Source organism: Nocardiopsis sp. B62, assembly GCF_018070675.1.
In the GTDB taxonomy this organism is placed as follows: Bacteria; Actinomycetota; Actinomycetes; order Streptosporangiales; family Streptosporangiaceae; genus Nocardiopsis; species Nocardiopsis prasina.
In genome coordinates, this window is record NZ_JAGPXK010000019.1 from 68,158 (window position 1) to 90,213 (window position 22,056).

Here is a 22,056-nt window from a genome sequence, read left to right on the forward strand (position 1 = left end):
CCGCGCGGGCTCACCGTGAGGATGAGCCGCTGGCGGGTGGACGTCGCCGCGCCTGCCCCCTGGGTCCACACTCACCGCAGCCGGTGCTCCAGGACCCCACCCAGTCGCTCCAGCTCAGCACGGGGGTCGGGCCCGGCGGGGGCGAGCACGACCGTGTGGGCGCCCGCGTCGTGCCGGGCGGCGATCCCGACGCTGACCGTCTCCGGGGTTCCTGCCAGGGTCAGCTCCTCCACCCAGGCCCGGGGCAGGGTCGCGGCGAACTCCTCGGGTCCGGAACAGGCGGCACGGTGCGCGGCCAGCTCTTCGGCGAAGGGCAGGGGAGCGATGTGCGGGGCCCAGTCCCGGTCACCCACCGACGCGAGCGCGGGACGCACCCGCTCCAGAGCGACCTCGGGGTCCGCGTCCACGGCGGCGGCGTCGTAGGTGATGACCATCGGTGCGTGCTCGGGGACATCGCTGAGGGTCTGGTCCAGGGCCGCGCGGATGTAGGCGGGGTTGGCGGGCTCCGCGAGGAGGACGCCGTCGGCGACCCTTCCGGCCACCGCCAGTGACCTGGGCCCGCGCACCCCCAACACCAGCGGGGGCACCTGGGCGGGCGGCTGGTCCAGGAGCACGTCCTGGGCGTGGACGTACCGGCCCGGGGCCGGGCCAGGGCGCCCCAGCAGCAGGGTGCGCAGGGTGGTGGCGTACTCCTGGATCAGAGTGAGCGGGCTGGCTGGACGGGCACCCACCTGCTCCATCCAGTCGCGCATGCCGTGACCGATGCCGACGGTGAGCCGTCCGGGGAAGAGCTGCGCCAGGGTGGCGACCTCCATGGCGGCGAAGGCCGCGTTGCGCGCCCCGGCGGGCAGGATGCCGATCCCCACCCTGATCCGTGAGGTCGAGGCGAGCACCGCACCGGCCTGGGCGACGCCGCCGCGAAAGCCCAGGTCCTCCACGACCCACAGTTCGTCGAAGCCCAGCGTCTCGGATCGGCGGGCGAAGTCGAGGACCTGGTCCGAGGCCAGGTCGCGCGGGAGCATGGCGCCGACGCGGCGCGGGGCGCGTGCGGTGTTCACGGTGCCTCCTGGGTTGTGGTCGGTCTCGGAAACCTGCTCGTCCGGCCGGAGAGGACTCCGGCCAGCGCGATGGCGGCGAGTCCCGCGACCGGGACCAGAGTCAGGCCCAGCCGGACGCTGGTCTCCTCGGCGACCAGGCCCACCAGAGGCGGGGACAGCAGGAAGCCCAGACGCATCAGCCAGGAGACCACCGTCAGCCCCGTCCCCGGGCGCAGGCCCGGGATCTGGTCGGCGGCGTGCATGGCCGCGGGGATCAGGGTGGCCATGCCCAGGCCCGCGACGGCCAGGCCGACCAGGGTGCCCGGCACGGTGGGCAAGGCCAGGGCCAGGCCCATGCCAACGGCGGTGAGGGCACCGCCGACGCGTGCCACCGCGCGCTGGCCGAACCGGTCCACGCACCGGTCGCCGATCATGCGCCCCACGAACTGGGCGCCGACCATCGCGATGAAACCCGTCGCTGCCACGGCGGCCGGGGCGCCCAGCGATCCCGACAGATAGACCGCGGCCCACGTGCTGCCCGCGTCCTCGACGACGCTGCCAGAGATGGCCAGCAGGACCAGAGCCACCAGGACCCAGACCACCCACAGGCGCCTGCGAGCCGCGTCGACGGCCTGGTCGGCGATCTCGGTCGGCGTGGCCGCACCGTCCTCCTCGGCTCCGTTGTCGGGTCCGGGCAGGCACCAGCGCAGCGCCCACAGCGCCACGGCGGAGAACAGCACGGCGCTCAGTCCCAGATGCACCTGGCGCGGGATCTCCCAGGCGATGGCTGTGGCCGCCATCGTTCCCCCGGTGACCGCGCCGATGGACCAGACGGCGTGGAAGTTGTTGAGGATGGAGCGCCCGTAGCGGCGCTGCACCCGCAGTCCGTGGGCGTTCTGGCCCACGTCGGTGAGGGAGTCCATCGCTCCGGCCACCAACAGGGCGGCGGCGAACATCCACAGGCTCGGTGCGAAGGCGGCCGCCCAGGTGCCCAGGCCCGTGGCCACGGTGCCCAGCACCGCCACTCGGGCCGACCCGAACCGGCGGATGAGCACGGCCGCGCCCAGCCCGGCGGCGATCGCGCCAGCGGGGAAGGCCGCGACGGCGAGCCCGTAGGCGGCCTCACCCAGTTCCAGGTCGGCCTTGATCTGCGGATAGCGGGGGATGAGGTTGGCGAACAGGGCGCCGTTGGTGAAGAACAACGCCCCCACGGCCACCCGCGCCCGACGGTCCCGCAAGGTGGGGCCGGTGGTCTCGTGAACGATCATGAGTACGATCGTACACATGCCGCAGGGCGTGCGACAGGCACTCGTGCCCGCCTTCTTCCCCTTCACGGCAACCGCGAGGAGGGCCGGGGTACGGTCTTCCCAGGGCCGCTCCGCAGACCGCCCGGCAGGAACAGGTCCCTCGACCGGAAAGGTGCCCGAGTGTCCCGTCGCCACGACCCCGACCGTCGGGACCGCATCATCGACGCCTGCCTGGACGTCATCGCCTCGGTAGGGGTGACCGGAGCCTCCCACCGTCGGATCGCGCAGGCCGCAGACGTACCGCTGGGCTCGATGACCTACCACTTCTCCGGCATGGACGAGCTGCTGCGAGAGGCCCTGACCCGCTTCGCCCACAGGGTGAGCGACAGGTTCGAGGAGCGGTTGCGTACCGCGCGCGACCGGCCCCAGGCCGTGGACGCGGTCGTGGCGGTCATCGCCGACGACGTCTTCAGCTCCCCGCCCGAACTGGTGCTCACCCACGAGCTGTACACCCTGGCCGCACGCGACCCCTCCTTCCGCGACATCACCGTGGAGTGGATGGGTCGCAGCCGCGCCGCCCTGGAGCGCCACTTCGACCCGCTCACCGCCAGCGTGGTGGACGCCCTGATCGAGGGGCTGACCATCCACAGCGCGTTGGACTCCGCCCCGAGGGGCCTCGCCGAGATCCGCGAGGCCGTCACCCGCATGACCACCGGCGCCCTCCAACCCATCGACGAACCGCCTCCCGAGGCCGACACTGGCGGCTACGTCAAGGGGCGGCGCCGCCGTGCGGAGATCGTTCGGACCGCCCTGACCGTCTTCGGCGCCGTGGGCTACCACCGGGCCACCATGGCGGGTCTGGCCGCGGCCTGCGGTGTCTCCCGGGCCGGGCTGTTGCACCACTTCCCCACCAAGGAAGCCCTGCTGGAGGCGGTGCTGACCGAACGCGACCGGGTCAACGGCGAGCTGTTCTTCGACGGGCACGACCCCGCCGACGACGGGGCCGACTACTTCCACCGCCTGACACGCGTGGTGGAACACAACCAGGCACAACCCGGCATCGTCTCCCTGTTCGCGGTGCTGTCCACCGAGGCCTGCGATCCCGCCCACCCCGCGCACGCCTACTTCCGCCGCCGCTACGCCGACCTGCGCCATGACGTGTCGCGAGCCCTGGCCGATCTGGAGCGGCGTGGCCTGCTGCGCCCCGGTGTCACCATCGAGGGCCTGGAGTTCGAGCTGGTCGCGCTCATGGACGGCCTGCAGGTCCAGTGGCTGCTCGCACCCGGAGAGGTCGACATGGCCGCACGGCTGCGCTCACGCCTGCGGGCGATCGCCGACCTGCCCTGAGGGCGTGGCTCATCCCAATCCCGACACCTGCGTCGGGATTGGAGTGCCTCCGACCACCCGAACGGAGGAGGAGGTTTGTATCCGGGATGCTTGCGCCGACGTGCCCGTACCAGGGGTGAGAACCCCGAGGTAGTACTCGGAATCTCACCGAGTAGCGGACACGATCCGACCGGTGCCCACGTCAGAGTGGGTCCATGGATGAAGAACCCCTGTTGGTCTCCGACGCGGCAGCATGGCGGGCATGGCTCCACACGAACGAGGACGTCTCGGACGGTGTCTGGCTGGTGCTGGCCAAGAAGGGGACCTCCTCACCCAGGTCCCTCACCTATGCCCAGGCGCTCGAAGAGGCCTTGTGCAGCGGCTGGATCGACGGCCGGAAGGAGAGGAGGGACGCCAGCACGTTCCTTCAGCGGTTCACCCCCAGACGGAACAGGTCGACCTGGTCGCTGCGCAACGTCGGGATCGCCCAGGAACTGACCGCTCAGGGACGCATGCGGCCACGGGGGCAGGCGGAGATCGACAGGGCCCGAAGCGACGGCCGCTGGGAACGCGCCTACCCCGGGTCGGCGACCATCGAGATGCCCGCCGACCTCACTGAGGCCCTGAGAGCATCGCCCACCGCGGAGTCACGATTCGCGAGCCTGACCGCAGCCGAGCGGTACCCCCTGCTCCTCCAGATCCTCACCGCAGCCCCGGAACTGCGGGAACAGCGGATCGCCGCCCTGGTCCAACGGCTGCGGTCCCACGTGCCAGAGGAGTGACACGGCTAAGCGGGTTCCCTCTGACCCAGCTCAGCGGCGTCAGCGAAGCGGCGGGCGAGCTCGCGGAAGGCATCGGCCAGCTCGCGGGGTGAGGCCTCGGAGACGGCGGCGTCGAATCTACCGATCGAGGCCGCCAGCGCCACCCAGGACCAGGAACCGACGACCAGTCGGCATCGATCCGGGCCGAGTTCCTCGACGATTCCATAGTGAACGAACGGAATCACCTCCCGTGCGGTCAGTTCCAGGACCACCTCGCCGGTACAGGGCCAGGCGTCCCCGGTCTCCGATCCCTTCAACCTGCCCGCGAGGAAGTCACCGGCGTCTCCACCGGGCACGTCGCGCGGACTGAAACGCGGACCGGTGGGGATGCCGGGTGTCATCCGGTCGAGCCGGTACACACGCCAGGCCTCCCGGTCCAGGCTCCAGCCGACGAGGTACCAGCGTCCGCTCCCGAACACGACGTGATGCGGTTCGACGCGCTGCCGAGAGGGATTGGCCGTCGGATCACTGCCCACCGACACGTAGTCGAATCGCAGGACCGCGCACTCCCTGACCGCCGTACTGACCGCGACGAGCACGTCCGGATCCACCGGTGATGAGGCGACACCGGGAAGTGTCGTGAACGTCAGACGATCGATCCGGTGCCGCAGCCGTGAGGGCATCACCTGTCGGACGGTCGTCAGCGCCCGCAGGGCCGCCTCGCCTTCCGTGGCCCCCGACACGGCGGCGACCTGAAGGGCGGTCGCGAGCGCGACTGCCTGGTCGTCGTCGAACAGCAACGGCGGCAGTTCCGAACCCGCGTCGAGCCGGTATCCGCCGTCGGGACCCTTGACCGCGATGATCCGGTAGCCGAGTTCGCGCAGGTGGTCGACGTCCCGACGCAGCGTGCGATCACTGACGTCCAGGCGCTCCGCGAGAACCCGCCCAGGCCAGTCCCGTCTGGTCTGCAACAACGACAGCAGCTTCAACATCCGCGAGGGTGACGTGACCATGGCGTCCATTCTGCGCGAGAAGCGGCCGGGATATGACCGCTACCACCGCGAGTCTTGCCTTGTACCCGGCAGAGCCCGTCCGGCTCTCCCCAAGCACAAGGAGCCTTGGTCATGACCGTCAACGTCACCCCGCACCTGAACTTTCGCGGCAACGCCCGCCAGGCCCTGGAGTTCTACCAGTCCGTGTTCGGAGGCGAGCTGAGCATCGCCAGCTACGCCGACATGGGAAGCACCGACCCGGAGACCGCCGACCACGTCACCTTCGGGCAGGTCACTGCCGACAACGGATTCCGCATCATGGCCTACGACGCCTACCCGAGCCTGGACTGGGACCAGGGCAAGGACCCGTTCTTCGTCTCCCTGCGCGGCTCCGACCCCGCCGAACTCCAGGGCTACTGGGACAAGCTCGTTGAGGGAGCCGAGGTGAGGCAGCCCATCGGCCCCTCCGCTTGGGCGCCGCTCTACGGCCAGCTCACCGACCGCTTCGGCATCACCTGGGTGCTGGACATCGCCGTCGAGTACCCCTCCGGCTGATCCACCCCGCCCCGAGGGCCGCCGCGCCCGCCCCGATCGCGGCGGCCTTTCGAGAGGTTGCTTCGGCTACGACCTCTCCCGCGGCGAGTGGCCTCGCAACGGTTCCGGGAAGCAGCCCAGGAGCCAACCCGCCATGGCTCGGGTGCCGGAAGAGGCCGCGAGGGACCGTCCGGTCAGGAGCTCTTCTCGTAGCGGGAGAGGAACGGGAATCGGGGCTCCAGGAACTCGTGAACCATCAGAGCCACCGCTTCCTGGGCTTCATCCGGAGTGTCGACGTCGTTGAGGCAAAAGGAGTCCACCTCAGCGGACTGCAACCGAAGCTGCGGCGTAAGGGCGGGGCGTTCAACCCCCGCCAGGGCGACTGGGGCTACCAACTCGAACTCCCACGCACGAGTGAGGGGAAGCGTCGTCAGGCTCGCCGCACCGGGCTGGAGAGCCAGGAGCAGGCGTGGGAGGCGCTGGACCATCTCAAAGCCCTCCTTGACCTGGCCGGGGGTGAGGGGGATGTGGAGGTGCAGATCGCGGATCTGATCCAGAGCACACTCAAGGCCCGCACCTCGTTTCCTTCGGTGGCCGAGGTGCGCCAACGGCTGGGGACGGGGGCGGATGTGCGCAGGGAAGCCCCCACCGTCGGGGCTTACCTGAAGGCGTGGATCCAGGCGAAGCCGGACCTGGCCGAGGGCACCCGGACCTCCTATGCCGGGCACATCCGCAAGTACCTCATCCCGCACCTGGGCAGGATCCGGCTGGACAAGCTCAAGTCCACCCAGGTCGAGGCGATGTTCGAGTGGATCGAGGCCAACAACGAGAGGATCCTGGAGGCGCGCGAGTCCGAGGAGGCGAAGGTGCGGGCTTCGGTCCGGGGTCAGCGGGTGGTGAGTTTGTCGACCAAGCACCGGATCCGCGCCACCTTGCGTAGCGCCCTGTCGGATGCGGTGCGCAGCCCGGAGGAGCCGGTGAACGTCAACGTCGCCTCCCACGCACGCCTTCCGTCATGTCCGAGGAAACGCCCGCTGGTGTGGACCCCGGGCCGAGTCGAGCGGTGGGAGAAAGAGGGGACCATTCCGGGGGAGGTGATGGTGTGGACCCCCGAGCAGACCCGTACCTTCCTGGAACACTCCCGCAAGTACGTGTGGTTGCACCCGCTGTTCCACCTGATCGCCGTCAAAGGCCTACGCCGGGGTGAAGCGGTCGGGCTGCCCTGGGCCCACACCCGCCTCACCGACGGGGAGGTTGATATCCGCACGCAGGTGGTGCAGTTGTCCTGGACCACGCTCACCACGACTCCGAAGAGCGAAGCCGGGCAGCGCACCATCACCTTGGACGCCGACACCGTCAAGGTGCTGCGGGGGTGGAAGAAGTTCCAGAACCAGGCTCGGTTGAAGGCGGGGCCGGAGTGGGTGGATTCGGGGTTGGTGTTCACCCGCCAGAACGGGGAGGGGTGGTTGCCCTCGCACGTGAGCGACTGGTTCGCCCGCATCGCCCGAGCAGCCGGGCTTCCGCCGATCACGTTGCACGGGCTGCGGCACGGGGCGGCCTCGATGGCGTTGGCCGCGGGAACGGACGTGAAGGTGGTCTCGGCCGAGCTGGGCCACTCCACCACGCACTTCACCCAGGACACCTACCAAACGGTGTTCCCGGACCTGGCCAAGGCAGCGGCCGAGGCCACCGCCGCTCTGTTGCGCGGGGCGTCGGTACCAGCTGGGTCGGGGGGTGTGGTGCCGGTGCGGTAGCCGGTTCAGGGGAGCACACCAGGAGCCTCACGAGGCACTCCGACCCCAGGCGAGCAGACGGGTTCACCCGTCCTGGCCTGGGGTTTCCTCGCGCCCGGGGCCTGTGGACCATCGGATCAAAGGTCCGCTGGGCAATTGGAGTCGCCTGCGCGGCAGGCATGTGATCGTCCCTGTCCGTCAGCTATGCGCTGACGCCCAGCAGTTCACTGAGACGTGATTCATTACGGTTGGTTGTGTCCTCGATACCGAGAGCCTTCCAGGTCTAGCAGGGTTGATCGAGGCGATTCGTGAGCGTTCTGGTCCAGCAACGCTGATGGGGCCTCGATTTCGTATCGTGAAACCATGTCCGTTCGATTTCTGTTCCAAGGTAAACTAACGGCATGGAATCTTCGAACGAGATCAAAAAGCGGGTTCACCAAAAATGGGGATTCGGCATGGCTCCCATTAAGTCCAAGGTTCATGTGGAGAGGGTTGCTGCTGCCCGGACGCTCATCGCCTTCCTCTCGGGTGATCGGGCTTCGATTCTTGGTAGATTAGATGATATATCTACGGTCAAAGGGCTTTTTTCTCGTGCTTTCAAGAAGGACCAATGGGACTGGTTCACCGTGTGGTCTCAGCTGGGTTACCCTAAGTATCGTGAGGCGCGCGAGGTAGCCGGGGCGCTGTGCGCCCTACGTCGCTCCCTTCGGGATGGAGATCACGAGGAAGAGAGGCGGAAAGTGTCACGCTTGAGGAGCATTGGTCTTTCGGAAGCACTGAAGGGGTATGCCGACGGGAGTGCTCCGGATATCTCCAATGATGGTTTTATCTACGTATTGTCCACGCGCGAAATGCCAGATTTTCTGAAGATCGGTTATACTAACAGGGATATCTTTACGCGGGTAAGGGAGATCAACTCTGCTACCGGTGTGGTCATTCCGTACGGAGCCAGGGGGGCCTGGAGGGTGCCTCGGGCGAAGAGCGTAGAGTCCGATATCCACGGGCTTCTTTCTGATTTCAGAATCCGCAAGGATCGAGAATTTTTTAACGTTTCCTTCGGGGTGGCTGCTGCGAAAATCGAAGAATATCTGAAAGAAAACTAAAGCCCCTAAGTGGCTGCGTAATCAATCAGTTTTGTAATCCGTGTTCGCATTTGAGTCTCTGTGTCGGAAGATGCTTTCAGTGCCACAGTGCTCTCTTCGAAATTACCCGCTGCAACGCTGTTGAGCTAGTAGGGGGCGATGTCCATGCGCGGGGTGTAGGTGGTGAGGATGCTGGTTAACCCATCCTGGCCTGGGGTTTCCTCGTGTCCGGGGTCGTTGGGTCATCAGATTAAAGGCCCTGGTCGGGTCACCTCTCAGATAGTTCCGTATGCCACTGCTGTAAGAAGAGATCGCCGAACTTATCATGCGTAATTTTTCGATGATTTATTCTTGCTGGTATCGTGGCTTGATTCCGTAGAGTGTTCGGGCAAAGGGAATATTCCAGGTTGCAGGCCATCCCTTTTTGTTGAGATGCTCCTCCCAATCCACCTCTCCAAGTCGGTAAACATCGATTCTGTACCAGAGTTTGTCGGCTGGGAGTACGTAATCTTCGGTGAAGTACCATCCGTCCTTTCGTTCGATTATCCTGCGCAGGTAGTGGCGATGGCCCAATAGTTCTTGTGATCGGTATTTTGTAACTTCGATAAGCATTTCGGATAGATCCTGTGTGGAGCGGGTAGGATCGTTGAGTCCTACACCTAGATCGCCTCCTGCATTGCGTACGGCAAGAACAAGAATCTGGTAGAAGTCCCCGGGGGGCGTGGATGGGTCCCAGATGTGTTCAGATAGGACGTTGCCGTCATCTTCCTCTAGGTGAACTTCTAGTTCGTCGGAGGGGTCCCCCACGATGAATCGATAGTGCAGGTCTGTTTCCCAGATTGGCGATCGCACGCCAGATTTGGTGATTAATTCCGCTTTGGACGCGTGTCGTAGTGCGCGAATCAGACTGTCTCGAGAGAATTTTATTACTATGTCTCGATAGATGTTCAGTTCGGCTTCATGTTCTGAGATCTGGAGATTTATTAGGGCGTTTCTAATGTCGTTAATATCTCCTTTTCTATGCTCTTCTGTATTTAGTTTAGACTCTATTGATTCGTGTATATTCCCTGTGAGGGATGGGGGTTTGTGTGTCGCCGTCCGGTGTTCCGGTTCTTGTAAGGTCGGAAGAATGTTTAGGTCATGGTGTTCCCATTCAGGATTCGTCCGCACCATTCCTGTAGAGTCCCGGAGCTTATCGATAATGTGCGTGTCACGGAAAGGGAAGGTCAGGAAAGGTGGAACCTCGCCAGTGAGCCCGGTCGGATCCCAGCCGACGGTCTGATAGCCGGGCTTGGACTTGTTGGCATTGATGTGCTCCACCACGGCCCCCAGGGAGATTTTCTCCGGTGTGTGGCCTGCGGAGTGGGCGTCCTTGACGGCTTCTGCCAACAGGTTGGGGAAAGTTCCGGTTTCGGCTTCCTCAAAGGGCTGGGCCGAGTGCATAAGCACGAAACCCCCGCCAATGCGCTGGCCCCATCCCGGGGCCATGCGCTTGCTCACCTCGCCGATCAGGTTGCGGGTGCCTTGTCCGGAGTGGCAAGTATCCAAGATAAGGAGCAGATTGCGTACCCGGGTTCCGCCCAGTAGCAGTTTTGCCAGGTCGGCTGTGTCGATCCTGCTCTCTGGGTCACTGAGATCGTTGGGGTCACTGTCTCCAGTTAGGAGTATGTGATCGTTGGTGTCCTCGATGAGATCGCCGTGGCAGCTGATGTAGATGACGATCAGGTCGTCCTCGGACCGCTCTGGTGAGCGGATGAATGTGCTGAGACGGTTCTTGAGCTTGTTGGCGGTCAGGTTATTGCCCAGTACGTCGACGTGCTCGTACCCCAGCGAACCGGTGAACAGGTCCACGATCTTCTGCTGGGCGTCGACCAGTTCAGGTCGGTCCCACTCCGGGGCATGTAGATGGCGGGAGACAACAGTGGTCACCAGCAGTCTCCGCAGGCCGTCAACCATGGGTGAGCCCTTCAGTGACTGCTGCGCCGGTGACCTCATCGGTCAGGTAGCTGGTCGCGTCGTGGGCATGCGGACCGTTGTGCACCTGCGCAGTGCGTACTCGGGAGCCGAACCGGAGTGCGAGGTCGTCGGCGGCTGCGACCGGGTCACCGGGGTCGGTCACGTTCGTCCATACCATCCCCGGGTGCGTTCCGCCGGGCCATACTCCTGTGGGGCCGGGGGTGGGGTCAAGGCGGTCGAAGATCAAACGCATCCCGAGCGGGGAGCCGAGGGTAACGAGGGCCCGGACAGGATGGTCGGGCATCGAGCACAAGGCCTCATAAGCCACGACTGATCCGAGCGAGTGCGCGATCACGACCCGGGTGTGTGGGGTGATGTGCTCGAGCACACGTTTGCGTGCGGCGTGGCGCAGGCCGGGGGCGGTCAGGTAGCAGCTGACCTGTTTCAGGTCGAAGATCAGGGCGCGCATCCCGATGCGGGAGAAGAAAGCGGAGCCGTACAGGGCACGGAGGGCTTTCTGAACTGAGCGGGGGCTCCTAGCTAGGGTGGTGGCAGTTGGCGGGGGGACTCGATCGTCTAGCTGGGCGGTGGTCTCCCACCAGGCCATGAGCAGATCAGTCTCCAGCCCTGCGGCTATGTTTCGGTGGGTGTAGGGCGGGTCTCCGGCGGCGAGGTGTCGACCTGGGGGGCGAAACAGGTCACCGTAGAAGCCCATGGCGACATCCTCGCACGCGAGTTCCAGATCGGTTCCTGCGCGGGTGAGCCCGTCGAGGAGGGCAGGGCACCAAGTGGTGAGAAGTGTGTGCTCACCTTTGTGCTGTTGGCCGATGCCGTGCACCATCACCACGCGTGCCATTCGGATCCTCTCTTGGTCCCTGCGGGGCTGGACACACCCTGGGAGAAGGGTGCTGTTCCCAGTTTTGATGTGGTCGCTGTGTGCTTGGGACACCGGCCTTCATCACCTTCGGCAGCATCAGTTAAGGAAAGCGGTTAGGGCCGCGACGGTCGTCGCTTCTGCCTAGCTCTACCCCGCCCTGTCCATAGCATCTGATTGTGTCGTGCGAATCCCTGGTGGGTAAGGGGTTTCGGCTGAAACGGCCGTATACGGCCGGTGGGGCGACAGGGTGCGCCCGGATGGCGGGGGACGCGCCCCATGGGCCGGTTGTGGGGCGTTGGCAGGCGTACGTCGGGGCCTCCCAAACCGGAGCCCACAGGGCCACGGAACGGCAAAGTGCTCCGGGAGGTCGCCCCCCACCTGTACCCACCTTGTACTGGGGAGCACACCAGGAGCACACAAGCCCCGGAAACACGACGAGGACCTCCTTGGAGGTCCTCGTGTACCCCGTCTGACCTGGGGGTTTGTGGTGCACCCAGCAGGATTCGAACCTGCGACCGTCGGATTAGAAGTCCGATGCTCTATCCACTGAGCTATGGGTGCTCGGTTCAATTGTGGCGCCTGGTCGCGCTGTGTGGCCGACCTGTGACCTGGGGATGCGGCGTGTGCCGCTGGTCCCTCGGTGAGACATCCTAGGGCATTCGGCGGATGTCGCCCAAGGGAGGGCAAAGTCTGACCAACTACGGTGATTCGTAGTTGCGTCTCGTTACCACGTGTGTTCCACCAAATCGGTCGCTATGGGCTTCGCGCACCACGTTACCGGTGATTAACCCCTGGTGCGCTGCTGTGCGACGGGTGTTTCGTGAACTCCCGGGTGCGCGCCGGCGTCGGGGGTCACTCTGAGGCTCAGAAGATCCACCACTGTCCTACCAGGGACGCCACCGTGAACAGCATGTTCTGCCCCTCCTGGGTCGACTCTAGGCTGCTCTAGGTGTATGGGCGAATACATTGCGTGGCAAACGCTGGTTTGCAGGGGTTTGGTGCTGCCCAGGGGCGCTGTTGACCGGTGGAGGGGAGGGGCTGCTCGAACGCCGGTCAGCGTGGAATCCAGGATCGGCCGCCTTGGCGGCCGACCCTGGGAGGGTTCAGGACGCGAGGCTGCGCGCGTAGTTGACCTGCTGGTTGACGTGCTGCACGTAGGACCGGTTGCTCACCAGGATCTGCGTGGCGTGGTAGTGACCGCCGCCCTGCACGGTGACCTGGACATGTCCGGTCGTCTTGTCCTCCTTGACGAGGAGGATGAGCAGACCGAGGAGGCAGGTCCACCAGAAGATCAGGATGGCGACGATGATCGCCCACACGGGGGTCGTCCGCTCCGTGCGGCTCATGTCGCTGATGGTCCAGACCGTCCCCTGGATGGGGAAGCGGCCGGACGGGGTGATCACCGTGTTCTGGGTGATCGCGATGTCCCCGATGGTGTCGAGGGTGGGTTCGTGCGGCATGCCGCCGTCGTGGGGCTGGTACCCGCCGGTGGGGGCTCCGTAGGGCTCCAACTGGCCGCCGGTGTGCTGTTCGGGGGGTTGGCCCCAGCCGGGGGTTCCGCCGCTGGGCTGCTGCCAGGGCTCGCCCTGAGGGGGATCGGGGTACTGGTTCATGGGCCGATTGTGTCAAAGGAGTTCGCCGTGACCGGTGCCCGGTAGCGCAACGAATGAGGTTGTGGCCGGTTGTGGCCAGCGCCCACGGTGTGTGTCGGCGGCGGTGCAGGGTGCTCTTACGGGTTTCCGCAGGTGTGTCCCGGGTCACTGCAAACCAGGCTCTTGGGGGACCGGGGCCCACTTTCCGTGGAGAACGTGAAAGTCAGTCTTTCGCGCTTTGTGTACCGGTGCGTAACATACGGCTGATCCATCGCCCGCACCCCCAGGTGGTGACCGCATCATGCCCCCGAACCTCCGACCCCCGAATCCGCCCCGACGGCTCCGTATGGGAGCCGCCGGAGCGGCCCTCGCGATCTCCGCCTCGTTGGTCGCCGCCCTTCCCGCGACCCCGGCCCTGGCAGCACCGGAGGACTACTGCGCCCCCGGGGCCTGCCTCGACATCCTGCCTCCGGGCCAGAACGGCAGCGCCACACTGGTGGAGATCCTCGGCCACCAGGTCTTCGGCACCCGGCCCAAGCACTCGTCGAGCCAGCTCGACATGTACGACAACCTCGTCCACCACTACGACGGCCTCACGGACGAGGGCCTCGACGACTTCTTCATCGACGCCAGCTTCGGTGTCGACGAGGGCAACGTCGACCGCCGGTACCAGCCGCGCGACGACGTCACCATCACCCGGGACCGCCAGCACGGCATCCCCCACGTCCAGGGCACCACCCGCGAGGGCACCATGTTCGGTGCCGGGTACGCCGCGGGGGAGGACCGCCTGTTCCTCATGGACGTCCTGCGCCGGGTCGGCCGGGGTGAACTCACCTCCTTCGCCGGTGGCGCCGAGGGCAACCGGGGCCTCGAACAGGACCTGTGGGGCACCGCGCCCTACACCGAGGAGGACAAGCAGATCCAGGTCGACCGGGTCGCCGACAGCGGCGAGCGGGGCGCCCAGGCGCTGGCCGACGTCGACGCCTATCTGGAGGGCGTCAACGCCTACATCGACGAGGCGGACAGCGGCCGTTACTTCCCCGGCGAGTACGTCCTCACGGGCCACAAGGACGCCATCACCAACAAGGGGGAGATCGAGCCCTTCACCTCCACGGACGTCGTGGGCATCGCCGCGATGGTCGGTGGGATCTTCGGCGGCGGCGGTGGAGGTGAGGTCCAGGCGGCGATCGTCCTGGCCAACTTCCAGGACCGTTACGGCGCCGAGGAGGGCCTGGAGCTCTGGCACGCCTGGCGCATGGAGAACGACCCGGAGGCCGTGGTCAGCGTCGACGGCGAGTTCCCCTACGCGCAGACTCCGGACGACCCGGTCGGCGAGGTCGTCCCGGACGCCGGCTCCGTCGAGCCCTACAGCATCGTGCACGACGAGTACGGGTCCGCTGCCGCCACGGCGCAGCGGGCGGGCTCGCAACAGAGCGACGACGTGCCCGGTGCGGACGCCCCGACCGTCGAGGAGCTCCCCGAGGAGCAGCAGGCCGAACTGGAGCAGATGGTCGAGGACGGCGACCTGTCCGCCGCCGAGGGCATCTTCGACGACGGTGTCCTGCCCGAGGGCTTCCTCGACCCGCGCGGCATGTCCAACGCCCTGCTCGTCTCCGGTCAGCACACCGAGAGCGGCAATCCCGTCGCGGTGATGGGCCCGCAGACCGGCTACTTCTCCCCGCAGCTGCTGATGCTCCAGGAACTCCAGGGGCCCGGGATCAGCGCCAGGGGAGCCTCCTTCGCCGGAGTCAGCTTCTACGTCCAGATGGGGCGCGGCGCGGACTACGCCTGGAGCGCCACCTCGGCGGGCCAGGACATCACCGACACCTTCGCGGTGGAGCTGTGCGAGACCGACGGGTCCGAGCCGTCGACCTCCTCGCGCGCCTACGTGGACTCCTCCGGCGGCTGCGCGGAGTTCGAGGAGCTCAGCGTCAGCAACGACTGGACGCCGACCGTCGCCGACGGCACTCCGGCCGGAGGCTACACCCTGACCTCACTGAGGTCCGAGTACGGCCTCGTGCGGTCGTTCGCGACCGTGGACGGCTCGCCGGTGGCCTTCACCGAACTGCGGTCCACCTACATGCGCGAGGTGGACTCCATCCTCGGCTTCCAGCGGTTCAACGACCCGGGGCAGGTCACCTCCGCGGAGACCTTCACCCAGGCGGCCGAGGACATCGGGTACGCGTTCAACTGGCACTACGTGGACGACACGGACATCGCCTTCATCAACTCCGGGTCCAACCCCGTCCGGTTGGCGGGCACCAACCCGACCCTGCCGATCGACGCCTACTCCGGCTCCGGATGGTCCGGCTGGGACCCGGCCACCAACGAGGCCGACTACCACCCGCAGTCCGACCACCCCCAGGAGATCAACCCGGACTACATCGTCAACTGGAACAACAAGCCCGCGCAGGGCTACACCTCGGGCTGGTCCACGGGTTCCGTGCACCGCAACGACCTGCTGGACGGCAGGGTGTCCGGGCTGATCGGGGACGGGCACCAGTTCACGCCCGCCTCGCTCACCGCCACGATGATGGAGGCCGGGGTCGCGGACCTGCGAGCCGAACAGGTACTCCCCCTGCTCCTGGAAGTCATTGACACCGAGGCCGTGGACGACCCGGAACTGGCCGCGACGGTGGAGTCCCTGCGGGTCTGGACCGAGGCCGGTTCCCTGCGGCGCGAACCCCAACGCGACGCCGGGTACTACGACCACGCGGACGCCATCCGCGTGCTGGACGCCTGGTGGCCGCTGCTGGTGCGGGCGCAGTTCGAGCCCGGTCTGGGCGAGGACCTGTACACGCAGCTGACCCGCGCCGCGCAGACCGACGAGTCCCCCTCGGGGGCGATCGGCGGCGGAGAGCCCGGCAGCGTCAACCAGAGCCAGGCCCACCGGGGTTCGGCCTTCCAGTACGGCTGGTGGTCCTACGTGGACAAGGACCTGCGCTCGGTCTTGGGCCAGGAGGTGGACGGCACGCTCGGTGACCAGGTCTACTGCGGCGAGGGTGACCTCGACTCCTGCCGCACGGTGCTGCTGGACAGCCTTGCCGAGGCCGCCGCGACCCCGGCGGGCGACGTCTACCCCGGGGACGACCACTGTTCGGCCGGGGAGCAGCTCTGCGCGGACACCGTGATCCACCAGTCCGTGGGCGGCATCAACATGTGGCCGATCGCCTGGCAGAACCGGCCCACCTACCAGCTCGTCTACCAGTTCTCCGGCGGGAGGTGACCGGGCGCGGCCCCCGACGGTGACGGACGCGGCCCGCGACCCCTCGGCGACGGGGGTGTCGCGGGCCGCGATTCGTGCATCTGTTGCCGGGATCTTGTGGTGCGCCGGGTATGTGTGGGTAGCTTAAGGACTACCCGAAACCACAGCGGGAGGGCCACAGGAAAATGCCTGTCTGGCTGATCTGGATCATTCTCGCGGCCGCCCTCGGGGTCGCCGAGTTCCTCACCCTGACCTTCGTGCTGGGACTCCTGGCGGCGGCCGCGCTGGTCGCCGGGATCCTCGGCGCCATCGGACTCCCGGTGGTCGTGCAGATCATCGGTTTCGCGGCCGCGTCCGCCGCCGGGCTGATCCTGGTCAAACCGATCATGGACCGTCAGCTCAAGCGCGGACCGGACGTCCGTTCCGGCACGGCCGCGCTGGTGGGCCGCTCCGGCGTCGTGCTCCAGAAGGTGGACGCTGACAGCGGAAGGGTCAAGCTCCAAGGAGAGGAGTGGTCGGCACGCTGTCTCGACGAGGACCTGGTGATCCCGGTGGGGGCGCACGTCGACGTCATGGAGATCGACGGCGCGACCGCCGTCGTCTACCCGCGTGAGGCGCTCCCGGGACCACTTGAACCACCCGAACCACCCGAACTGCCCGAACAGAACCGTCCGGACCAGGACTGAGCGGCGCCGGAGCGGCACGAAGCCCCTCCGGTGAACCCGCCACCCGGGCGGGCGCGTTCGGCGTCAGCACTCCAACCGAACAACGGAACAGACCCAACACAGCCACATCCCCGGACCGAGGTGCGGAACATGGAATCTGCGATACCGCTCATCATCCTCGCCGTCCTGCTGGTAGCCGTCGCCCTGTCGGCGATCCGGATCGTCCCGCAGGCACGCGCCTACAACATCGAGCGCTTCGGGCGCTACATCCGCACCCTGGACCCGGGACTGAACTTCATCATCCCGGGAGTGGACCGGGTCAACTCCAAGTTCGACCTGCGTGAACAGGTCTTCAGCTCGCGCCCGCAACCGGTCATCACCGAGGACAACCTCGTCGTCAACATCGACACCGTCCTCTACTACCAGGTGACCCAGCCCAGGGCCGCCGCCTACGAGGTGGCCAACTACATCCAGGCCATAGACCAGCTCACCGTCACCACGCTGCGTAACGTCATCGGCTCCATGGACCTCGAGAAGACGCTGACCTCCCGCGAGGAGATCAACACCCGGCTGCGCGGAGTCCTGGACGAGACCACCGGCAAGTGGGGCATCCGCATCAACAGGGTCGAGATCAAGGCGATCGACCCGCCGCCCACCATCAAGGAGGCGATGGAGAAGCAGATGCGGGCCGACCGCGACAAGCGCGCGGCCATCCTGCACGCCGAGGGTGAGCGGCAGTCCCGCATCCTCAAGGCGGAGGGCGCCCGCCAGCAGGCCATCCTGGAGGCCCAGGGTGACCAGCAGGCGGCCATCCTGCGGGCTGACGGTGAGGCCAAGGCGATCGAACGCGTCTTCCAGGCCGTTCACTCCAACAACGCCGACGCCAAGGTGCTCGCCTACAAGTACCTGGAGACGCTGCCGAGCCTGGCCGAGGGCGAGGGCAACACCTTCTGGGTGATCCCGGGTGAGCTGACCGAGGCGGTCAAGAACGTGAGCCACGCCTTCGCCGGGGACGCCGCCCGGAGCGTGCCCTCCACCACCAAGGAGCAGGGTGGGGAGGGGGAGTCGGGACCGGCGCAGATCACCGGCCCCGACCCGGCCCAGTCGTCCGACGCCGCGCAGGCCGCGCAGGAGGCGGCCCAGGCCGCAGAGCAGGCCGTCGCCGACGCGCGGGACGACGTCCGAAGGGCCGGTGCGCGTATGGGGTCGCCACCGGAGTCCGACGACGAGGGCTGAGCCGGGGGGAGGAGACCGGCCGGGTGGGCGTCGAACCGTGACGGTGTCACGAGGCGACGCCCGGCCGGTCCGGGAACCGCCGACCCACGAGTGATCAGCCGGACGCAGGCGGGCCCCGAACCGGGGATCCGCCTCCGTCCCACGAGTGGGGCCGGTCTACGACCGGTCCTCGCAGTGTCCCGTCCGGGAAACCCGGGCGGGGCGGGGCTCAGACCAGCAGCAGCTTGCCGGTGGTGCTCCGCGAGGCGAGGTCGGCCTGTGCTTCGCCCGCCTGGCCCAGCTCGTACCGGCCGCCGATACGCACGTCCAGAGCGCCCGTCCCCACCAGCCCGAACAGGTCGCCCGCCCGCCCCAGGAGCTCCTGCCTGTCGGCTACGAAGTAGGCGAGCGACGGCCGGGCCAGGTACACGGCGCCCGCGCTGTTGAGCCGCTGAGGGTCGACCGGCTCCACCGCGCCGCTGGACTGTCCGAACAGGGCCAGGACTCCGCGCGGACGCAGCGAGTCCAGACTGGCGTCGAACGTGTCGCGGCCGACCCCGTCGTAGACCGCAGCCACGCCCTCGCCGCCGGTGAGCTCGCGAACGGCCGGGGCCACCGGGGTCCGCGTGTACCGGATGATCTCGTCCGCGCCCGCCTCCAGGGCGATCCGCTCCTTCTCGTCGGTGGACACGGTGCCGATCACCCGCGCGCCGCGCGCCTTGGCCAACTGGGTGATGAGCAGCCCGGTGCCGCCCGCGGCGGCGTGCACCAGCACGGTCTCGCCCTCGGCCACCGGGTGCACCGAGTGGGTGAGGTAGTGGGCGGTCATGCCCTGGAGCATGAGCGCGGCGGCCTGTTCCGTGCTGACGGCGTCGGGCACCGGGACGAGCAGGGCGGCACTGACCACGGCCTGGTCCGCGTACCCGCCCGGGGCCATCGCCCAGCCGACCCTCTGACCGACCCGCAGGTCCGTGACTCCCTCGCCCAACGCGGCGACCGTCCCGGCCGCCTCCATTCCGGGGACGTAGGGGAGCGGGACCTTGTAGGCACCCGAGCGCTGGTAGACGTCGATGAAGTTGACGCCTCGGGCCTCGACGTCCACGAGTGCCTCGCCCGGGCCCGGTACGGGGGCCTCGGTCTCGGTCAACCGCAGGACCTCGGGTCCGCCGTGCTCCTCGATGACGATCGCGCGCATGGTTCTCCTCGGTGGGTGATGGGGGCCGCCACCGGGGCCGGGGCGCGGCCTTCCGCCTGCCTCGGAGTCCCGGTTCAGTCGTCGACGTTGATCCTGTGCAGAGCGTAGTCCGTGTAGAGCGCGGCGATCGGTTCGGTGCCCGGGCCGGGGCGCATGACCACGCCGACCCTCCGCCGCTCCTCGTCGTCGAGGTCGCCGTCGTCGGGCAGCGGCTGCTGGTCGGTGGCGGAGAGCACGAGTTCGTCGTTGACCCACATGCGCAGGTCGATGTACGGGTCCTCGCCGTCCTCGGCCACGTACTCGCAGGCGAGCTTGAGGTTGTTGGTGACCAGGTCGTCCACGTCGACGTCGTAGGGCAACCCCTCGACCCCGGACTCCTCGTCGAGGAGGTCGAAGGGCTCGAACCCCCTGACCTCCGAGGTCTCGGCGATCGCGGTGTCCCCGCTCTCCTCAGTCACCCGACGGATCTGCGCCTGGGCTCCGTCGAAGCGCAGGAGCGCCTCGTACATGGTGCGTTCGTCCTCGCCCGCCTGGTCCCAGCAGCGCACGCCGAAGCTGGTCTCGGCGGGGCCTTCCAGCGGAACCAGGTTGGTGCTGATGAGGACGCGGTCCGGGGTCTGCCTGTCGTAGGGGACGATCGTGCCCCGGGAGTCGTTGAGGGTGGGGTCGAGCTGGAACACCACGGCGTTCTGCTCGGCCCAGTAGCCGTCCGAGTACTCGGGGTCCTCGGGGTGGAAGGTGCGGGTTTCGGACCAACCGGGGTCGGTGGCGAAGTCCGTGACGTAGATGCTGGTGGTGTCCTCGGGCGGATCGTCCGAGCCGGAGAACAGGACGGTGGCGCCCACCCCCGCGACGAGGACGACGACGAGGGCTGCGCCGCCGATGAGCATCAGCCTGCGACGACCGCCTGGTTTCCCGCCGTTGGGCGACCCCGGGGACTGCCCGGGCCCTTGGGGGCCGTTGGGGCCGTGCGGACCGTTGGGGGCGCCGGGGCCGCCGGGCACCTCGTGGGGCGAGTTCCCGCCCGGGGGCTGGTGGTGCTGGTTCGGGCCGTACCCACCCTGGGCCACGGGCGGGTACCCGGGGTGGTGCTGCTGCGGGCCGCTGATCGGGGAGTGTCCACCGCTCGGTCCGGAATGGGCCCCTGCTCCCGACGGGTGGTGGCCGTAGCCGCCCTGCTGCGGACCGGACGGCGGGCTCTGGAACTGGGGGAGGTGGCCCTGGGGGTACCGCTGGACGTGCTCGGCGGGCGGTACCGACTGCTGGAACGGGGGCTGCTGGAACCGCGTCTGCTGATGCGGGGGCTGCTGGAACTGGTCCTGGTGGGGCGGCGTCTGCTGGTTCGGCTGGGCCTGATGGGGCGTGGAGAACCGAGGGTCCTGGTGGGGCTGATGCGGGGCCTGGAGATGATTCTGGGGCGGAGCCGAGCTCGACCGAGGCTCCGAGGGCTGCCCCTGCGGCGGGGTGACGGGCTCCGTCGGGTCCGGTGCGGGCGGGCCCTGTGGCCCGGCGCCCGCGGCGGGGACCGTGGGCCGACCCTCCGGCGGCGCCTCCACCGGCGTGGTGGCGTCCTCGACCGGTACCTGGTCCTGAAGCACGGGCTCGGTGGGCTCCGGAGGTCGGCCGGGCACCGGGGTGCTGCTCGGCGGAGCCCACGAGGTGCTGATCGTGCGCCGTACCTCCGCCTCTCCCGGCTCCTGCTGGCCGGTCAGGCGGGCCAGCAGTTGCTTGGACGTGGGGCGGTTCTCCGGCTTCTTGTCCAGCGCTGCCCCGACCAGGTCCAACAGGCTCGGGTCGAGCCCGTCCAGCTTGGGCGGCGCGGTGGAGATGTTGTGCAGCACCGCGGGGACGGTGCCCGCGTCGAAGGGCGCACGGCCGGTCCCCGCGAAGGCCACCAGGCAGCCCCATGCGAAGACGTCGGCCGCCGCCGTGGCCTGTTCTCCCAGGATCAGTTCGGGCGCCATGTAGGAGGGGGTGCCCATGAGCTGGCTGGACCGGGTGACCGCACCGCCGGAGTCGTCCAAGGCGCGGGCGATCCCGAAGTCGATCACCTTCGGGCCGACGGGAGACAACAGGACGTTGGCGGGCTTGAGGTCCCGGTGCACGATCCCCGAACCGTGGATCGCCGTCAACGCCGCCGCCACACCCATGGCCAGACCGTCCAGGGTTCCGCCGCGCATCGGTTCGCCGCCACGGACCGCCTGGTCCAGGTTGGGCCCGGGCACGTACTCCGAGACGATGAAGAGGGGTTCGCCCTCCAACCGGGCGTCGATGACTCCGGCGGTGGAGAAGCGGGCGACCCGGCGGGCGGAGGCGACCTCGCGGGCGAACCGCAGCCGGAAGGACTCGTCGTCGGCCAGGTCGGGGTGGATCAGTTTGACGGCCACGGAACGGTCGGCGGCGTCCCTGGCCAGGTACACGGTGCCCATACCACCGCGTCCCAGGCGGCCGACGATCCGATAGCCGTCGAGTTCGCGCGGATCGCCTGCGCGCAGGGGTTTACCGCTTTCGTGTCCGTTGGACGTCACAGTTGGGGGTCCCTTGTATGGATCGTGTGATTCGCGCGTATCAGCGTACCGATCTCGACACGCCGTGCGCGTTCCGGTTGTCCCGGCCGTTCCGGGCGTTGAAGCGGGCCG

Annotated in this window: 17 protein-coding genes and 1 tRNA gene; 8 read left to right on the forward strand and 10 right to left on the reverse strand. The window is 67.7% G+C overall.

Annotation, left to right across the window (positions count from 1 at the left end):
* Window positions 1–71: 71 nt before the first annotated feature.
* Together KBX21_RS19210 and KBX21_RS19215 are read right to left on the reverse strand one after the other, a co-directional pair.
* Entirely contained in the window at window positions 72–1,058 is a 987-nt protein-coding gene (locus KBX21_RS19210; protein WP_210842756.1) for an LLM class flavin-dependent oxidoreductase, read from the reverse strand.
* Window positions 1,055–2,305, reverse strand: a complete 1,251-nt coding sequence (locus tag KBX21_RS19215) for an MFS transporter (RefSeq protein WP_210842759.1) — start codon at window positions 2,303–2,305, stop codon at window positions 1,055–1,057. The genes KBX21_RS19210 and KBX21_RS19215 overlap by 4 nt, the downstream gene beginning before the upstream one ends.
* A 159-nt stretch (window positions 2,306–2,464) precedes the next feature.
* Between KBX21_RS19215 and KBX21_RS19220 the strand changes: the two genes are divergently transcribed.
* On the forward strand, window positions 2,465–3,631 hold the full coding sequence (locus KBX21_RS19220; RefSeq protein WP_210842761.1) for a TetR family transcriptional regulator: 1,167 nt from the start codon (window positions 2,465–2,467) through the stop codon (window positions 3,629–3,631).
* A gap of 194 nt (window positions 3,632–3,825) precedes the next feature.
* Complete coding sequence (locus KBX21_RS19225; RefSeq protein WP_210842763.1) at window positions 3,826–4,392, forward strand: YdeI family protein; 567 nt, start codon at window positions 3,826–3,828, stop codon at window positions 4,390–4,392.
* Between the two features lie 5 nt (window positions 4,393–4,397).
* Here the strand turns inward: KBX21_RS19225 and KBX21_RS19230 are convergent, their stop codons facing one another.
* A complete protein-coding gene (locus KBX21_RS19230; RefSeq protein WP_247665992.1) occupies window positions 4,398–5,384 on the reverse strand; it encodes a YafY family protein in 987 nt (328 codons plus the stop codon).
* Window positions 5,385–5,495: 111 nt separating this feature from the next.
* Here KBX21_RS19230 and KBX21_RS19235 point away from each other — a divergent pair, with 111 nt between their 5' ends.
* Window positions 5,496–5,918, forward strand: coding sequence for a VOC family protein (locus KBX21_RS19235; RefSeq protein WP_210842765.1), 423 nt, complete (start codon window positions 5,496–5,498; stop codon window positions 5,916–5,918).
* 173 nt (window positions 5,919–6,091) lie between these two features.
* On the opposite strand, the gene KBX21_RS19240 is transcribed toward KBX21_RS19235, so the two are convergent.
* Window positions 6,092–6,217: a hypothetical protein gene (locus KBX21_RS19240; RefSeq protein WP_307869238.1), complete on the reverse strand. Its 126-nt coding sequence runs from the start codon at window positions 6,215–6,217 to the stop codon at window positions 6,092–6,094.
* Between KBX21_RS19240 and KBX21_RS19245 the strand changes: the two genes are divergently transcribed.
* On the forward strand, window positions 6,179–7,651 hold the full coding sequence (locus KBX21_RS19245; RefSeq protein ID WP_307869239.1) for a tyrosine-type recombinase/integrase: 1,473 nt from the start codon (window positions 6,179–6,181) through the stop codon (window positions 7,649–7,651). The two genes, KBX21_RS19240 and KBX21_RS19245, sit on opposite strands and share 39 nt — an antisense overlap.
* Before the next feature lie 380 nt (window positions 7,652–8,031).
* The gene (locus tag KBX21_RS19250) at window positions 8,032–8,733 is read left to right on the forward strand and encodes a GIY-YIG nuclease family protein (RefSeq protein WP_210842767.1); all 702 of its coding nucleotides are present in this window, start codon (window positions 8,032–8,034) and stop codon (window positions 8,731–8,733) included.
* A 324-nt stretch (window positions 8,734–9,057) separates the two neighbouring features.
* On the opposite strand, the gene KBX21_RS19255 is transcribed toward KBX21_RS19250, so the two are convergent.
* The 4 genes from KBX21_RS19255 to KBX21_RS19270 form a co-directional block, all read right to left on the reverse strand.
* A complete protein-coding gene (locus KBX21_RS19255) occupies window positions 9,058–10,668 on the reverse strand; it encodes a caspase family protein (RefSeq protein WP_210842769.1) in 1,611 nt (536 codons plus the stop codon).
* A complete protein-coding gene (locus KBX21_RS19260) occupies window positions 10,661–11,524 on the reverse strand; it encodes a hypothetical protein (RefSeq protein WP_210842771.1) in 864 nt (287 codons plus the stop codon). Before KBX21_RS19260 ends, KBX21_RS19255 begins: the two co-directional genes overlap by 8 nt.
* Window positions 11,525–12,030: 506 nt before the next feature.
* A tRNA-Arg gene (locus KBX21_RS19265) sits at window positions 12,031–12,106 on the reverse strand.
* A 542-nt stretch (window positions 12,107–12,648) separates the two neighbouring features.
* Window positions 12,649–13,158 carry a hypothetical protein gene (locus tag KBX21_RS19270; RefSeq protein WP_049577880.1) on the reverse strand — a complete coding sequence of 170 codons (510 nt, stop codon included), beginning with the start codon at window positions 13,156–13,158 and terminating at the stop codon, window positions 12,649–12,651.
* A gap of 325 nt (window positions 13,159–13,483) precedes the next feature.
* On the opposite strand from KBX21_RS19270, the gene KBX21_RS19275 reads away from it, so the two are divergent.
* The 3 genes from KBX21_RS19275 to KBX21_RS19285 all read left to right on the forward strand — a co-directional run bounded on the left by KBX21_RS19275 (window position 13,484) and on the right by KBX21_RS19285 (window position 18,243).
* Window positions 13,484–16,363 (forward strand): penicillin acylase family protein, encoded by a 2,880-nt coding sequence (locus tag KBX21_RS19275; protein WP_210842805.1) that lies wholly within the window; start codon window positions 13,484–13,486, stop codon window positions 16,361–16,363.
* A gap of 164 nt (window positions 16,364–16,527) precedes the next feature.
* Window positions 16,528–17,028, forward strand: coding sequence for an NfeD family protein (locus KBX21_RS19280; RefSeq protein WP_049577872.1), 501 nt, complete (start codon window positions 16,528–16,530; stop codon window positions 17,026–17,028).
* A gap of 129 nt (window positions 17,029–17,157) precedes the next feature.
* Complete coding sequence (locus KBX21_RS19285) at window positions 17,158–18,243, forward strand: SPFH domain-containing protein (RefSeq protein ID WP_210842772.1); 1,086 nt, start codon at window positions 17,158–17,160, stop codon at window positions 18,241–18,243.
* A gap of 208 nt (window positions 18,244–18,451) precedes the next feature.
* On the opposite strand, the gene KBX21_RS19290 is transcribed toward KBX21_RS19285, so the two are convergent.
* Both KBX21_RS19290 and KBX21_RS19295 read right to left on the reverse strand, forming a co-directional pair.
* Complete coding sequence (locus KBX21_RS19290) at window positions 18,452–19,417, reverse strand: quinone oxidoreductase (RefSeq protein ID WP_210842773.1); 966 nt, start codon at window positions 19,415–19,417, stop codon at window positions 18,452–18,454.
* A 74-nt stretch (window positions 19,418–19,491) separates the two neighbouring features.
* Window positions 19,492–21,945: a protein kinase gene (locus KBX21_RS19295; protein ID WP_210842774.1), complete on the reverse strand. Its 2,454-nt coding sequence runs from the start codon at window positions 21,943–21,945 to the stop codon at window positions 19,492–19,494.
* Window positions 21,946–22,056 lie beyond the last annotated feature (111 nt).

Excerpts from the sequence above, each read along its gene's own strand:
- KBX21_RS19215 (WP_210842759.1), bottom strand. The coding sequence starts at position 2,305 with ATGATCGTTCACGAGACCACCGGCCCCACCTTGCGGGACCGTCGGGCG.
- KBX21_RS19225 (WP_210842763.1), top strand. The coding sequence starts at position 3,826 with ATGGATGAAGAACCCCTGTTGGTCTCCGACGCGGCAGCATGGCGGGCA.
- KBX21_RS19230 (WP_247665992.1), bottom strand. The coding sequence starts at position 5,384 with ATGGTCACGTCACCCTCGCGGATGTTGAAGCTGCTGTCGTTGTTGCAG.
- KBX21_RS19235 (WP_210842765.1), top strand. The coding sequence starts at position 5,496 with ATGACCGTCAACGTCACCCCGCACCTGAACTTTCGCGGCAACGCCCGC.
- KBX21_RS19250 (WP_210842767.1), top strand. The coding sequence starts at position 8,032 with ATGGAATCTTCGAACGAGATCAAAAAGCGGGTTCACCAAAAATGGGGA.
- KBX21_RS19255 (WP_210842769.1), bottom strand. The coding sequence starts at position 10,668 with ATGGTTGACGGCCTGCGGAGACTGCTGGTGACCACTGTTGTCTCCCGC.
- KBX21_RS19260 (WP_210842771.1), bottom strand. The coding sequence starts at position 11,524 with ATGGCACGCGTGGTGATGGTGCACGGCATCGGCCAACAGCACAAAGGT.
- KBX21_RS19270 (WP_049577880.1), bottom strand. The coding sequence starts at position 13,158 with ATGAACCAGTACCCCGATCCCCCTCAGGGCGAGCCCTGGCAGCAGCCC.
- KBX21_RS19275 (WP_210842805.1), top strand. The coding sequence starts at position 13,484 with ATGGGAGCCGCCGGAGCGGCCCTCGCGATCTCCGCCTCGTTGGTCGCC.
- KBX21_RS19280 (WP_049577872.1), top strand. The coding sequence starts at position 16,528 with ATGCCTGTCTGGCTGATCTGGATCATTCTCGCGGCCGCCCTCGGGGTC.
- KBX21_RS19285 (WP_210842772.1), top strand. The coding sequence starts at position 17,158 with ATGGAATCTGCGATACCGCTCATCATCCTCGCCGTCCTGCTGGTAGCC.
- KBX21_RS19290 (WP_210842773.1), bottom strand. The coding sequence starts at position 19,417 with ATGCGCGCGATCGTCATCGAGGAGCACGGCGGACCCGAGGTCCTGCGG.